Here is a 14,009-nt window from a genome sequence, read left to right on the forward strand (position 1 = left end):
TAGTTTAATGAAGTTCTCTGCACTACTTAATACTAATATTCATCAATTTATAAAATAATAAAGAACGGATTTTTTTCACGAAACTCCATCAAATAACATACCACACATATACCACAAATAAACATCTATTTTTGAAAATTTTTCAAAGAAAAATACTAATTTTATTGATCTTAATCATAAAAACGGATTAATAGTTCCATTATTTTTGATCCCTAATATTAAAGAAATTGGTGACCCGTCAAAATAATGCAAGCTCATATATGAAATATCGCGTGGTATGTATGTGGTATTTCAATTCAAGAAAATTTTAATCATTTTTTCTTTCTTTGTCTTTATTTTAATTTTTATTCTATTCTGATTAATTTTAAAATCTAAAAACTAGAAAACCGTGTATATTTTGAAACCAGTCTTTAAAATGAATTTATATTGTAAGTAGTGTGCACTTATTGCAGCTGCGAAGGAGTAGAGAAAAAAAGCAATTCTTCTGTTACAATTCTCATATAATTAAACAACAACAGAAGGATGAGTAGTAGAGATGAGACAAACATTATGGACAACAAAAAAACTGAATTCAATTTAGAAGATTTAAATCAAAGATTTTTCGCTCAGGACGAAATCTTAGCATTAGCAAAAGAAAATTCACCCCGTCTGTTAAATAAATTCAGATTAGCATATCCTGATTTTTTTGAAAAAATATCTGCCATACAACCCAATTTAAAAAATTCGGAGTTGCTTTTTTGCATTTATCTGAAACTGAATCTTACCACTAAAGAAATTGCCACCTATACCTATGTAACTCCAAAGGCCATTCAGAACCGTAAAAACAGGCTAAGGAAAAAACTGAATATTCCTTCGGAAATCGATATTTATAAATGGTTCAATGATTTATAAATCTTAAAATTGTATAGCGGTTTTTTCGAGATTTTTCCTTTATCATCATCCATCCAAACGATATTGGGAAGTTGAATAATTTTTTCCAGAGTAGGATGATCGAATTGCGGATTATCTTTATTTTCCCTGGCAAAGTCCAACTCCCGTTTCTGCATATAGATTTCAGCATGGGGAAAAACAGGCTCAAAGCCGTTTTCCGTCAACTTTATTGTGCCGTTAATATGGTCTTTATGGAGATGGGAGAATACAATTTTGGTAATCTGCTCAGGGAGGATATTTTCACTTTTTAAAATCTCGGAAACTACTGTTGACCCATTTTCATTTTTCCATCCGGTTCCCGTATCCAAAAGAATATAATCATTTCCTGTAATAATGAGGAAGGGCTGTACAGACATTTTGATTCCGCCGGCTTCATTAAAATTTTTCTCTGTTAAAAGGCTAAACTCCTTGGTTTTGCTGACGGAGAAATTTCCTTCTTTTAAGGGGATGATTTTCATGCTGCAAATTTCCCTATTATTTCTTAAAAAGAGAAATGTTTCTGTCTATAAAAATGATCAGTAAAAGTGATTATAGCTCATGAATTTCTGAATCCGTAAACACAAAATATTTTCCTTTCTTGGGTATATTCTTAGTATCCAGGCCCGTGAACTCACTAAAGGCAGGAAGGAGCAGCTGCCGTTCAGTTTGTATAAAACAAGGAAGCTTAATATTTTTCACGGAAGACTGGAGAATAATTCCCGGATGGATGTGTCCGGTAATCTGAAATTTAGGATTCGAGGGCGCAAAATCATGAAGAAAGATAAAGCCGTCGATCTCCAGATGATCCGCTTTGAAATTAAAACAAAGCTTTTCTTCCAAAGCTTTCGAGATCCTGTCATGGTTTCCTTCAACAAGATAAAAATCTAAATGGGAATATTGCTTTTTCCAGCTGCAGAATTCATCCACATCCGAATTGTCTCCCGCATGGAGCAGATCACCGACGACAATGAATTTTTCAGGTAAAAAATATTCTATCAATACAGATAATCTTTCCAGATCACTTTTCATAATATGATTGGCCACAGCAATTCCGTTTTTCCGGAAATGAGCCGTTTTTCCGATATGGAGATCAGAAAGGATCAATGCTTTTTCTTTCACCCAAAATATCGCCCGCTGGTTAGTCAGCGTGAAAGTTTGATTTTGAATGATTATATTTTTAGTGGCTAGATTCATTGATGAAGTTAGAATACAAAATTACTCATAACTAATAACTCATAATTAATAACTCATAACTTATTTATTCGACTGTTTTATGAGCTGTTGAATCCTCGCATCTAAACCTTCACTTGAAAGTGTTTGCCGTAAACTGTCAATTTTAATCGGGAAACTCAGCGGGGTAAAAGTATGGGAATATTTTAAAATGATTTTTGAACTTTCAATTCTTTTAAAGCCTTCCACCAGACGCTGTTCCTGTAGCTGCGTATTGAAAACTTCCGTATAGGCCTGTCTTACAAGGAAATGATTCGGATCATGATCTTCCAGAACTTTAAAGATCAAACCCGCTGAACTTTGCAATGATTTGTTGGATCGTTGCTGTCCGGGAAAATTCTGGATCACCATTCCGGAAATAATGGCGATATCCCTGAATTTCCTACGCGCCATTTCCGCTGAATTGATACTCGAAATCACATCTTTCATCAGATCATCACGGCTTAAAATTAGAGATAGGTTTTCTTCATTCAAAGGGATTTCCTTATCACTGAAGAGTTCAAAACCATAATCATTCATCGCCATAGAAAAGGAGATAGGTGCCAATTTAGAAATCCTGTAAGCAATCAGCGCTGCCATAACCTCATGTACGAGGCGTCCTTCAAACGGATACATAAATAAATGATATCCTTCCCGTGTTTTGATCAGTTCTACCAGAAACTCGTCATCTTTTGGAATATGAGATCTCTTTTCCTGATTCGCCAATAGCGGATGTAAAAACCGGAGCTCCTTTTCAGATGCTTTAGGATTTAAAGCATGGGATAATTTTTCTCTTAAAAAATGGCTTAAATTGGAGCTTAATGGCAATCTCCCACCCAAATAACTGGGGACTAAGGCTTTCCCCTTCGCAGAACGCACATACACCGTCATTTCTTTGATCATAGCGACTTCTAAAACTCTTCCTGCCAGAATAAATTTCTCTTCTTTTTTCAGTTTTGAAATAAAATATTCCTCAATCATTCCTACATACCCCCCGGAAATGAATTTCACCTTCATCATCGCATCACTTACGATAACGCCCATATTCATCCGGTGAAGCATGGCTATTCTACGGGAAGTCACTTTAAAAAGGCCATCTTCCATAACCGTCACTTTATGATATTCTTCATAGCTTTTCAGGGCACTTCCGCCAATCGTCAGAAAATCAAGAATGCTTTTCCATTCCTCATCCATGATCTCCCGGAATGTATAGATCTTTCTGATCCGTTCATATACTTCCTCCGGATAAAATCCGTCTCCGACGGCCAATGTCATGAGAAACTGAACCAGCACATCAAAACATAATACCTGTGGCTCGCGTGGTTCTATGACCTTTTGTTTTACCGCCTCTTTTAACGCGGCCACCTCGATCAGTTCCAGCGAATGGGTCGGGACGCAATAAATCCTGGATGTTTCAAAAGGGGAGTGTCCGCTTCTTCCGGCACGCTGAAGAAATCTTGCCACTCCCTTTGAAGAGCCTATTTGTATCACAGTATCAACAGGTTTAAAGTCTATACCTAAATCTAAAGATGAAGTGGAAACTACGGCCTTTAATTTTCCGCTGCTTAAATTTTCTTCGATCCAGATTCTCAAATGAGCGTCAATAGAACTGTGATGAATCGCAATCTGCCCGGCAAAATCAGGATACGCATCAAGCAATAACTGATACCACATTTCGCTTTGGCTCCGGGTATTGGTGAAAACGATCGTTGATTTAGAGTTGAGGATAATCGGGACGATTTTATCTGCCAGCTTGCTTCCGAGATGTCCTGCCCAGGGCAATATTTCAACTTCATCCGGAAAGACAGGAATGATATCAATCTTTTTGTGTTCTCTGGCCGTAACCGTTGTCTTTTTAATATCGTACGGGATCAATACTTCCTGGGCTTCAGCCAGATTACCGATGGTTGCGGTGATTCCCCATATTTTAAGTTGGGGATTGTATTTTCTTAACTGAGAAATGGCCAATTCGATCATTACTCCACGTTTTGAGCCCAATAGCTCGTGCCATTCGTCTACGGTAATACAACGGAGGTTCTGAAAGAATGAAGCATGATTTTTCTGACCGAGAAGCAGATGAATACTTTCAGGAGTAACGACCAGAATTTCCGGCATGTTTTTAACCTGCTGCTGCCTTACTTTGGGATCGGTATCTCCGTTTCTGACTCCCACCACCCAATCCAGGCCCATTTCATCAATGGCTTCCTGCATGGCTTTAGCAATATCTTTGGAAAGGGAGCGTAGGGGAGTAATCCATAGCATTTTCAGGCCTTTTCTATATTTTTCAGGATGAGTCAAAAAATCTGAAATTAAAGCCAGAAAAACCGAAAATGTTTTTCCGAAACCTGTGGGAGCTATGACCATTCCACTGTATCCGTTTCCGAACTTACGCCATGTTTCGGTCTGGAATTTAAAAGGGTACATATCTTTATCTTCCATCCATTGACGGATGATTCTGAATCCTTCGGTATGTTCAAAAGCAGCCAATTTATTGGATCAGTTTTTTAATTTCTTCGAGCTCATCGATCTCGTCTACTGTTTTATCTTTTCTCCATCTTACAATTCTTGGAAACCTTAGCGCTACACCGCTTTTATGACGATTACTGAAACCTATTCCCTCGAAAGCAATTTCAAAGACAAGCTCGGCTTTTACTGTTCTTACGGGGCCAAATTTTTCTATGGCGTTCTTTGTCACAAAACGGCTGACTTCCATGATCTCTTTATCTGTAAGCCCTGAATAGGCTTTGGCAATAGTAACCAGGGAGTCCCCGTTTTTCACGGCAAAAGTATAATCCGTATAGTAAGCGCTTCGCCTTCCGCTTCCTTTTTGAGCATAAATCAATACGGCCTCAATGGTTAAAGGGTTTACTTTCCATTTCCACCAGTCTCCTTTTTTACGGCCGGAATGATACAGTGAATTCTTTTGTTTCAGCATTAAGCCTTCACTATTGAGTTCCCTTGAATTTTCTCTTATAAGGTCAAGCTGTTCCCATTTTTCAAAATCAATAGCTTTGGAAATGCTAATGTTCGGAGGTTGCTGATCCAGAAGTAGTTCTTCCAACATCGCTCTTCGGGCGGAAACAGGCTTTTCACGAAGGTCATTTCCCTCCAGCTCAATCAGATCATAAGCAAAGACTTCAATAGGAATGTCTGTCATCATCTTTTTGGTGATGTTTTTCCTGTTTAAACGCTTTTGAAGTTCATTGAAATTTAAAACATTCCCTTCTTTTACCGCCAATATTTCTCCGTCAATAACGAAATTGCCTTTCATTGCCTGTATGGTTTCTGCAATTTCAGGAAATTGTTCCGTAATCATTTCCTCACCCCTGGACCAGATGAATACTTCATCGTTTCTACGGATGATCTGCCCCCGGATGCCGTCCCATTTATATTCAATTAACCATTCATCAGGATTCCCGAGCTCCGGTAATTCTTTTTCCAACGCATAGGCCAGACAAAACGGATAGGGCTTCGAATTGTCCGGATTTATTTTTTCCGCAGAAATAAGTTCTTCGAATGAAATTTCATCCGGTTGCCATTTTCCCATAATGCTGTGCATCAAAATATTGGTTTCCTGTCCGGAGTATTTGGTAAGCCCATTGATCAGTGTTTTATAGGAAACCCCAATTCTAAAGCTTCCGCCTAATAATTTATTAAAGATCAGTCTCTCGGTATAATCCAGACCGTTCCATGATTGTAATACGAATTCTTTTTTCTCAGCTTCGGCTTTATCTTTTAAATTGAGAATATCTGTCATCCATTGGGATAGGGACAATTCTATTTTTTCTGATGGCGGAGGTAAAATCAAAGAAAGTGTTTCTCCCAAGTCTCCTACGGAAGAATAGCTTTCCTGAAACAACCAGAAAGGGAGTTGTGTAATTTCCAGTGCCCAATCCTTCATTAAATTGGTGTTTACATTACGTTTAGGTCTTTTTCCTGTAAACAAAGCAATGAACCAGACTTTATCTTCATCCGGAGCCCGTTCCAGATAATCGACAATAGCATCAATTTTAGCATTGGTTTTATTTGTGCTTTCCAGTGCATTGATAAGGTCTGCAAAATGTTTCATCAGTATATTTTCATTTTTTCAGGGGTCAGATGCAAAGTCCAACTATTTTTTGTAACAAAGATATTTTTCCATAGCCGCTCAAGGTTCTGTGTTTTCAATGATTTCTTTTTCTGCTTCTTCTTCGTCTTCTCCGAACAATGTTTCCACCACATCCGATTTGATTCCGATTTCGTTTAAATATTTTGAAAATACTTCGGTTTGTCCGTGGGTAACGTGTACAATTTCGGCTTCGGTAGCTTTTACGGCCTGAAGCAAACCGTTCCAGTCGGCATGATCGCTCATGGCAAATCCTGCATCAGCACTTCGCCAACGTCTCGCTCCCCGTACCTGCATCCAGCCGGAGCAAATAGCGGTTGCCGCATTGGGAACTTTTTTAATGATATTGCTATCGAGCAATGCAGGCGGAACAATCACAATTTCGTTTTGCAATTGTTTAACATTTTCCCTGAAATCAGCAATTTCGTATTCGGGAAGTGATATTCCTACTGTTTCAAAGGCTTCATTTAATTTTCCGATAGAATAATGGGTATAGATTTTTCCCAGTCCTTCTACAGCTTTCATGATTCGTTGGGCTTTACCCAGTGAATAGCCGATAAAGACCGAAGTCCTTCCGTTTTCCTGATTTCTCAGCACCCAGCTTTGAAGTTTCCTGTTCAGGTCTCCTATCTCCAGCCAGTTATAGATGGGGAGTCCAAATGTACTTTCGGTCACAAATTCATTGCACCGGACCAATTCAAAAGGTGTGCTCAATCCGTCATCCTGAACTTTATAATCCCCGGAAATCACACTTACATATCCTTTATATTCCAATCTGATCTGAGCCGAACCGATAATATGTCCTGCAGGATGCATGGAAAGTTTTACGCCATTAATATTGATTTCTTCTCCATATTCCACACTCTGACACTCAATATCCGTCCCTATTCTCTGGTGTAAAATAGGTTTTGTGTAGTGATGGCAAAGATATTTTTTCATTCCCCACCGAGCATGATCTCCATGGCCGTGGGTAATTACCGCCATATCAACTGGTCTCCACGGATCTATATAGAATTTCCCTTGTGGACAGTAGATGCCTTTTGATGTGAATGTGATTAGCTTCAATGGTGTGAGTGGTTTAGATGTATTATTCAAAAATCTAACCAAATTACCTTAAAATCGGGTATAAATCAAGTAAATTTTAGAATTTAATTTTAAAAAAATGCTTAATATAAAATGTTTTTTCAGTATTTATCCGTCTAAGGAATATTTTTTTGTTTTGAACAAATTTTTATTCTGACCTGAAAGATATTTACAACAGATATCCTAACTTTGATCAACTTTAATAATATATAATACTTTCAACATAGTTAAAACAATGAAAATAGAAATCTGGTCGGACGTTATGTGTCCGTTTTGTTATATAGGCAAGCGTCATTTTGAAACAGCTCTTGAAAAATTACCTTTTAAAAATGAAGTGGAAGTAGAGTGGAAGAGCTTTCAGCTTGATCCTACGTTAAGCACTTCGGAAACAAAGAATACAGTCAGTTATTTAATGGATCGAAAAGGATTCTCTGAGAATCAGTCTGCCCAAATGGTGAATCAGGTTTCTAAAATGGGCAAAATGACCGGACTTGACTTTAATTTTGATCAGGCTTTGGTAACCAATACATTTCCGGCTCACAAATTACTTCAATTATCAAAAAAATACCATCAATCATCTGAAATCGGAGAAGCTTTATTCAAGGCTCATTTTGTTCATGGTGAGAATGTAGCCGATACGGAATTCCTGATATCCCTTGCGGATGAATGGGGAATCGATGCGGATAAAGCCCGTCAGGCTTTAACTTCAGACCAATTCGATCATGAAGTGATACAAGACATTTCCGAAGCACAACATAACGGTATCAGAAGTGTTCCTTTTTTTATTCTGAATGGCAAATATGCTGTTTCAGGAGCACAGCCTGTTGAAATTTTCGAAAATGCCCTGCAGCAAGCTTATGAAGAAACGGTTTCTTCACTTAAGGACTTTTCAGACGATGGAAATGCATGTGATGCGGATGGATGTACTAATTAATTTTAATTTCAATGATAAAAGTAAACGAAGACCTTTATTTCCCTGTTTCAGATACCCTTTTTGTTTTTGCACTGGAATCGGAAGCCGGGAAAGTATTTGATGAGAAAAACAAACTGATTACCGGTATCGGAAAAGTGAATGCCGCTATAGAATTAACCAAGGAAATTCACAACAAAAAGCCTAAACTGATTATCAATCTAGGCTCAGCTGGAAGCAAAAATTTCACCAAAGGAGAAATCGTTTGCTGCACTAAATTCATTCAGCGTGATATGGACGTAAGAGGGCTTGGCTTCAATCTTTATGAAACTCCGCTATCCGGAATTCCGCCGGTTTTAGAATATGGACTGAAAATGGATCATCTGAAAGAAGGAATCTGCGGAAGCGGGGATAGTTTTGAGATGAACTATGCTGAAACGGATTACAATATTGTAGATATGGAAGCATATCCCTTAGCACTGATAGCCAAAAAGGAAAACATTCCGTTTTTATGTCTGAAATATATTTCGGATGATGCGGGGAGTGATGCTGCAGACGACTGGAGTGTACAGGTGCATTTAGCCGCTGAAGCTTTTAAAACCATATTATTTAGTTAAATTTTTTAGTATTATGACACCAATCATCATCAATCAGGCTACTCTTGAGGACCTGGAAACCATACAGAATATCGGAAGACAAACTTTCACGGAGACATTCGCCGCCAGCAATTCAGAAGAGGAAATGGAAAAATATCTTACAGAAAGTTTTAACACAGAACAAGTAAGGTCGGAATTAACGAATCCTGATTCTCTTTTCTATATTGCGTGGGAAGAAGATGATCCTGTGGGTTATTTGAAAGTAAATTCCGGAAGTGCACAGACCGAGTTACAGGATGAAACGTCGCTGGAAATAGAGCGTATTTACGTAAAAAGCAGCCATCACGGTAAAAAAGTAGGGCAGCTTCTGTATCAGCAGGCTTTGGAAACGGCTCAGGCTTTAAAGAAAATTTACATCTGGCTGGGCGTATGGGAAGAGAACCTGAGAGCCATACAGTTTTATAAGAAAAACGGATTTGTAGAATTTGATAAGCATATTTTCAAGCTTGGAGATGAGGAGCAGACGGATATTATGATGAAAAAAGTCTTATAATCATGTGGTAATAGTATATTTTTAAAATAAAAGGCCACCGGAAAGGTGACCTCCAAAAAAACACAAATGATGAAAAAAAATTATTCGTGGCAAAGATACAAAATAAATTATGCTTAGCATAATTTGTTCAAAAACTTTAATACTTTTTAACTCTTAGCTTTATAGTTCTCTTAAAACCTGTATAGTCGTCAAAACAGTTTACACCCCTGCAGTAAGTTTTATCCTATAAGGCATTATCAATATATCTCTGCACTTCCCATATTTACTTTGATTGCTTTCATATACTTCCATTTATTTGTATGATGATCTCGCACTTAGCTTTATCCCTGTTATCATTCAGGACTATAAGAGAGTGATCTCACTCATAAAAAATATACAGGATAAGAACTATTTTTGTTATTCACCCACAAAATATTCAATTATGAAGATTAAACAAATTCCTGGTGTTCCTATCCAGAAAAGTGGAGGCTTTCACGATACTGAGAGTCGGAAAGATTATGATACGCCATCAGTTGCTTCGGAAAAATTTGATATTTTAAAAGAAAGATTTTTTTCCATTAATCAATGGAAAAGTTTTAGCGGAGCTGTTTTTGCAGACTTTACACTGTATAACTCCAATGGCAATCCTATTAAACAACTGCCGGAAGTAGGGGATTTTATAAGAATCGATATTCCAGGTCCGGGAGAAACCGAAGCAAAGGGTTACGACTGGGTTGAGATCATCAATATCTCTCATCAGCAGGCAGATGAGTCCGAATCTTATATAATGACCTGCCGGCCTTCACAAATTCCCGGTATTACTAATAATTCACATATTGCTCATTTTTATTCCCAGGCATCGACGTCTACATTTATGATCCAAAGAGAAGGGTCACTTATCAAAGCCGGAATTTACGGAAGGAATGAAAAGCCTAATTTCAATGCCCGTTTTATTGATAAAATAAGAAATCTTCTGATTGCTCTGGGAGGCATGTGCGGATTTTCAAAAATTCAATGGAAAAGCCTCACAGATGGGCTGCTGGATTTTACCTGAACAGTTTACTTTCCCGGTTATTTACTGGTGTTATTACGCTTCGGATAGAGAATCAAGCGGATGGAAGGGTTATTGGTGATGAATAGCCGTAACCACTCCAAGGCAAGCCGGATCTTATTTCTGAACCCAACCAGCGGGAGAATATGGATAAACAACCATGTTAACCATGCAATAAATCCTTTGAATGAAAATTTAGGAAGATCAACCACTGCGTTAAACTTCGATATAATTGCCATGCTTCCCTTATTATTATACCGGAAAGGATTCAATACTTTTTCGTCCTCAATTCGCTTAAAATTATTTCCAAGGTTTTTGGCCTGCTGGATGGCAACCTGTGCAAGTTGCGGATGACCTTTCGGGTATTCTTTTTCTGTGAGCTGAAGACAAATATCCCCTAAAGCATAAATGTTTTCTGTACCCAGTACTTTGTTATAGCCATCCACAAGTATTCTTCTGCCCCGGTCTATACTTTTTTCCGGTAATCCGGGAACTTCCCGTCCTATCACCCCGGATGTCCATATTAACGTTTCTGTGGGAATCGTTTTTCCGTCGGATAATATTACTTTTCCATCCGCATAATCTTTAACGGATACATTGAGAAGGATTTTAACTCCCAGCTTTTCCAATGTTTGATAAGCAGTTTCCTGTGCCATCTCACTCATCGAAGAAAGTAAATTCGGAAGGGTATCAATAAGGTACAAATTAGAAAGTCCTAGCTTGATTTCCGGATATTCCTTTTCGGCAATATATCTTCCCATTTCGGCCAGCATTCCCGCTAATTCCACACCGGTAGGACCTCCGCCGGCAATCACTACATTCTGAAGCTTTTCAGCTGCTTTCACATCTTTGTTACGGGCGGCTTCCTCAAGATTTAAAAGCATATAGTTCCTTAAATAAAGAGCTTCTTCTATATTTTTCATCGGAAGGGCGTAGCGTTTTACATTTTCCATTCCAAAAAAATTGGGTTCTGTGCCTAAAGCCAAAACCAAATAGTCATATTTTAAATTTCCCGTATCGGTTTCAATGGTTTTGCTTTCCGAATGAACCTTCAGCAGGTTTCCCATATGGAAGTGTATATTATCATACTTGGAAATAAGTTTACGGAACGGATAACTGATGTTAGATGCTTCTATAAAAGAAGTCGCAACCTGATAAATAAGGGGTGGAAAAAAGTGATAATTATTTTTATCTACCAGAGTAACCCTGAATCGGCTGTCGTTCCTTAAAGATTTAATCAGGTTGATTCCTGCAAATCCTCCGCCTACGATGATCACGTGCTTTTTCATAGTATGTATATTGAAATGGTAGTAAGTAATACTTCAATAATAAGACCAAATCATTCTCAATTACATTAAGTCTGCATGATGTTTGCTGATTATTCATCAACCCAATCTAAATATGAATATGAAAACAGACATTTTAACAGAAAAGCACAGACTAGGATTAGGAGGAGTGGCTATAGGAACCGCCTTCGAGAATATTACGGATGAACAGGCTCATGAAGTTCTGCAAAAAGCCTGGGATCTTGGAATAAGATATTACGATACCTCTCCATGGTACGGCCTCACAAAAAGTGAAAGGAGATTCGGAGAATTTCTTAAGACCCAAAGCAGGAAAGATTTTGTTTTCTCAACAAAAATAGGAAGGTTATTCGCAGAAGTACCAGAATCTGAAGTTCCGCCAACGATGTGGAAAAACCCTTTACATTTTGATTTTGAACATAACTATACTGCCGATGCGGTCATAAAATCTATTGAAGACAGCCTGCAAAGAACCGGCCTGGATTATATAGATATTGTATACGTTCATGATCTATCCGAAGACCAGGTAGGGGACAGGTATCCTTATTTTCTGGACCAGGCTAAAAAAGGAGCATTTAAAATTCTTTCCGAACTTCGCAGCCAGGGTGTCATCAAAGCATGGGGGATGGGTGTGAACAAAATTGATCCTATTCTGGACTGTCTGGAAGCTGCTGATCCGGATGTATGCCTTTCTGCAACACAGTATTCTATTTTAGAGCATGAGGAAGCGGTCGACAGATTGCTTCCCGCTGTACGGAAAGCAGGAGTGAAGCTTGTTTCCGGTGCCGGATATAATTCAGGATTTATAGGTGGAAAAGAACGGTATAATTACAAAGAAATTATTCCAAAAGGAATGACTGAAAAGCGTGAAAGGATACAGGAAATTGCCCAAAAATATAATATTGATATTATAGATGCGGCCGTTCATTTTGTATTAGCTGCAGATGAGTTTGCTTCCATTATCCCCGGAGCAAGCAAACCGGAACAGGTGGAGGATAACGTGAATGCTCTTGAAACAGTAATTCCTGCCGATTTCTGGAAAGAACTAAAAACAGAAAGCCTTATTTACGAAAAGGCACAGGTTCCACTGTAAAAAGCAAAGAAGAGATCTGAACATTCAGATCTCTTCTTTTACATTTTATATTACTATTACATTGCTTTACTGTTGAGCGCAGTGTCTGCTATTTTTGTTAACAGCTCATCACATTTTTTCTCTTCATTCAGAGTATCGAGTAAATTCTTCAGGCATTCATCCTCTTTCAGAACTTTAGCATAGGCTGCAAGAGTGCCATAGGTAGCAATTTCATAATGTTCTACTTTCTGGGCTGCTCCAATAATTCCCACATCTCTCACTGCACCGGGCTCGGTTTCTTCCATAATACTTTTACCTTCATCCAATAGTCCCTGCATAGCGTCACATTTCTTAGCCTGCGCTTTTTTTCCTAGCGCTGTAAAACAGGCTTCCAGTCTTTCCACGTGCATTTCCGTTTCGGTAATGTGCTTTTCAATACCCGCTTTAAGCTTTTCGTCTGTAGCGTTTTTATGCATCTTGGGTAATGCCTTCAGTAAAGCTTTTTCAGCCCAATAGATATCTTTCAGGGAATCTTCAAACAGATCTTTTAATTGTTTTGAAGCATTCTTTTTAGCAGGAGTCTTCGCTGCTGTTTTAGCCGTTGTTTTTTGTACACTTGCCTTTTTTGTCGCAGTTTTCGTTTCCATATTAATATAATTTTGTGGTTAATGCCATATAAACTGCAATTATAAGACCAACCCTCTATTTCCGGATACCACTTTTTTCAGATTGTTTTTATTTTTATATCAATTCTCCGTAAACCCATTCGTAAAACATTTCGTTAATCGGATAAATTATTATAACTTGCAATGATTATGATGTCTAAACGTTGCAAATATGCTTTAAAAGCAATGGTCAGATTAGCCAGAAACTACAATCAAGGCTTTCTGCCCACCTCAGTTATTGCACAAGATGAAAATATTCCGAAAAAATTTTTAGAACAAATTCTCCTTGAATTAAAAAGAGCAAAACTTGTCAACAGTAAACAGGGAACCGCTGGAGGATATTACTTATTAAAATCTCCGGATGATGTCTCATTAGCTGATCTTTACCGCATTTTCGATGGCCCTATTGCTTTAACACCCTGTGTTTCCTTAAATTTCTACGAACCCTGTACCGATTGTGTAGATGAAGAGTCCTGCTACCTCAGAAATGAGCTCATTAATGTACGTGAAAAAACCAGAAAAAGCATGATGGAAGCTACTTTGACCGCATTTATGAAAAAAAAATGATTTTTT

Annotated in this window: 14 protein-coding genes; 7 read left to right on the plus strand and 7 right to left on the minus strand. The window is 38.0% G+C overall.

Translation table 11 applies throughout. The features are described from left to right. The first annotated feature begins 549 nt into the window (after nucleotides 1-549). A complete protein-coding gene (locus BCF58_RS11490) occupies nucleotides 550-891 on the plus strand; it encodes a helix-turn-helix transcriptional regulator (protein WP_147462055.1) in 342 nt (113 codons plus the stop codon). On the opposite strand, the gene BCF58_RS11495 is transcribed toward BCF58_RS11490, so the two are convergent. From BCF58_RS11495 to BCF58_RS11515, 5 genes are all read right to left on the minus strand, one after another. Continuing rightward, nucleotides 867-1,388 (minus strand): MBL fold metallo-hydrolase, encoded by a 522-nt coding sequence (locus tag BCF58_RS11495; RefSeq protein WP_121461912.1) that lies wholly within the window; start codon nucleotides 1,386-1,388, stop codon nucleotides 867-869. The two genes, BCF58_RS11490 and BCF58_RS11495, sit on opposite strands and share 25 nt — an antisense overlap. 70 nt (nucleotides 1,389-1,458) lie before the next feature. Further along, the gene (gene pdeM, locus BCF58_RS11500; RefSeq protein WP_121461913.1) at nucleotides 1,459-2,103 is read right to left on the minus strand and encodes a ligase-associated DNA damage response endonuclease PdeM; all 645 of its coding nucleotides are present in this window, start codon (nucleotides 2,101-2,103) and stop codon (nucleotides 1,459-1,461) included. A gap of 60 nt (nucleotides 2,104-2,163) precedes the next feature. Next, the gene (locus tag BCF58_RS11505) at nucleotides 2,164-4,557 is read right to left on the minus strand and encodes a ligase-associated DNA damage response DEXH box helicase (protein WP_170149017.1); all 2,394 of its coding nucleotides are present in this window, start codon (nucleotides 4,555-4,557) and stop codon (nucleotides 2,164-2,166) included. A gap of 49 nt (nucleotides 4,558-4,606) precedes the next feature. Beyond that, the gene (locus BCF58_RS11510) at nucleotides 4,607-6,187 is read right to left on the minus strand and encodes an ATP-dependent DNA ligase (RefSeq protein WP_121461915.1); all 1,581 of its coding nucleotides are present in this window, start codon (nucleotides 6,185-6,187) and stop codon (nucleotides 4,607-4,609) included. A 78-nt stretch (nucleotides 6,188-6,265) separates the two neighbouring features. Further along, nucleotides 6,266-7,288: a ligase-associated DNA damage response exonuclease gene (locus BCF58_RS11515; RefSeq protein WP_121461916.1), complete on the minus strand. Its 1,023-nt coding sequence runs from the start codon at nucleotides 7,286-7,288 to the stop codon at nucleotides 6,266-6,268. A gap of 253 nt (nucleotides 7,289-7,541) precedes the next feature. Between BCF58_RS11515 and BCF58_RS11520 the strand changes: the two genes are divergently transcribed. The 4 genes from BCF58_RS11520 to BCF58_RS11535 all read left to right on the plus strand — a co-directional run bounded on the left by BCF58_RS11520 (nucleotide 7,542) and on the right by BCF58_RS11535 (nucleotide 10,398). Next, complete coding sequence (locus BCF58_RS11520; protein WP_121461917.1) at nucleotides 7,542-8,240, plus strand: DsbA family oxidoreductase; 699 nt, start codon at nucleotides 7,542-7,544, stop codon at nucleotides 8,238-8,240. 11 nt (nucleotides 8,241-8,251) lie between these two features. After that, nucleotides 8,252-8,833: a 5'-methylthioadenosine/S-adenosylhomocysteine nucleosidase family protein gene (locus BCF58_RS11525; RefSeq protein ID WP_121461918.1), complete on the plus strand. Its 582-nt coding sequence runs from the start codon at nucleotides 8,252-8,254 to the stop codon at nucleotides 8,831-8,833. A gap of 13 nt (nucleotides 8,834-8,846) precedes the next feature. Beyond that, entirely contained in the window at nucleotides 8,847-9,365 is a 519-nt protein-coding gene (locus BCF58_RS11530) for a GNAT family N-acetyltransferase (RefSeq protein WP_121461919.1), read from the plus strand. A gap of 421 nt (nucleotides 9,366-9,786) precedes the next feature. Beyond that, a complete protein-coding gene (locus tag BCF58_RS11535) occupies nucleotides 9,787-10,398 on the plus strand; it encodes a hypothetical protein (RefSeq protein WP_121461920.1) in 612 nt (203 codons plus the stop codon). A gap of 17 nt (nucleotides 10,399-10,415) precedes the next feature. Here BCF58_RS11535 and BCF58_RS11540 read toward each other — a convergent pair whose 3' ends face one another. Next, nucleotides 10,416-11,684 (minus strand): NAD(P)/FAD-dependent oxidoreductase, encoded by a 1,269-nt coding sequence (locus tag BCF58_RS11540; protein ID WP_121461921.1) that lies wholly within the window; start codon nucleotides 11,682-11,684, stop codon nucleotides 10,416-10,418. Between the two features lie 118 nt (nucleotides 11,685-11,802). Here BCF58_RS11540 and BCF58_RS11545 point away from each other — a divergent pair, with 118 nt between their 5' ends. After that, nucleotides 11,803-12,792, plus strand: coding sequence for an aldo/keto reductase (locus tag BCF58_RS11545; protein WP_121462060.1), 990 nt, complete (start codon nucleotides 11,803-11,805; stop codon nucleotides 12,790-12,792). A gap of 56 nt (nucleotides 12,793-12,848) precedes the next feature. Here BCF58_RS11545 and BCF58_RS11550 read toward each other — a convergent pair whose 3' ends face one another. Further along, nucleotides 12,849-13,418 carry a YciE/YciF ferroxidase family protein gene (locus tag BCF58_RS11550; RefSeq protein WP_121461922.1) on the minus strand — a complete coding sequence of 190 codons (570 nt, stop codon included), beginning with the start codon at nucleotides 13,416-13,418 and terminating at the stop codon, nucleotides 12,849-12,851. 168 nt (nucleotides 13,419-13,586) lie between these two features. Between BCF58_RS11550 and BCF58_RS11555 the strand changes: the two genes are divergently transcribed. Then, nucleotides 13,587-14,003: an RrF2 family transcriptional regulator gene (locus BCF58_RS11555; protein WP_121461923.1), complete on the plus strand. Its 417-nt coding sequence runs from the start codon at nucleotides 13,587-13,589 to the stop codon at nucleotides 14,001-14,003. The last annotated feature ends 6 nt before the right edge of the window (nucleotides 14,004-14,009 follow it).

This window comes from Chryseobacterium defluvii (assembly GCF_003634775.1).
Taxonomy (GTDB): Bacteria; Bacteroidota; Bacteroidia; order Flavobacteriales; family Weeksellaceae; genus Chryseobacterium; species Chryseobacterium defluvii.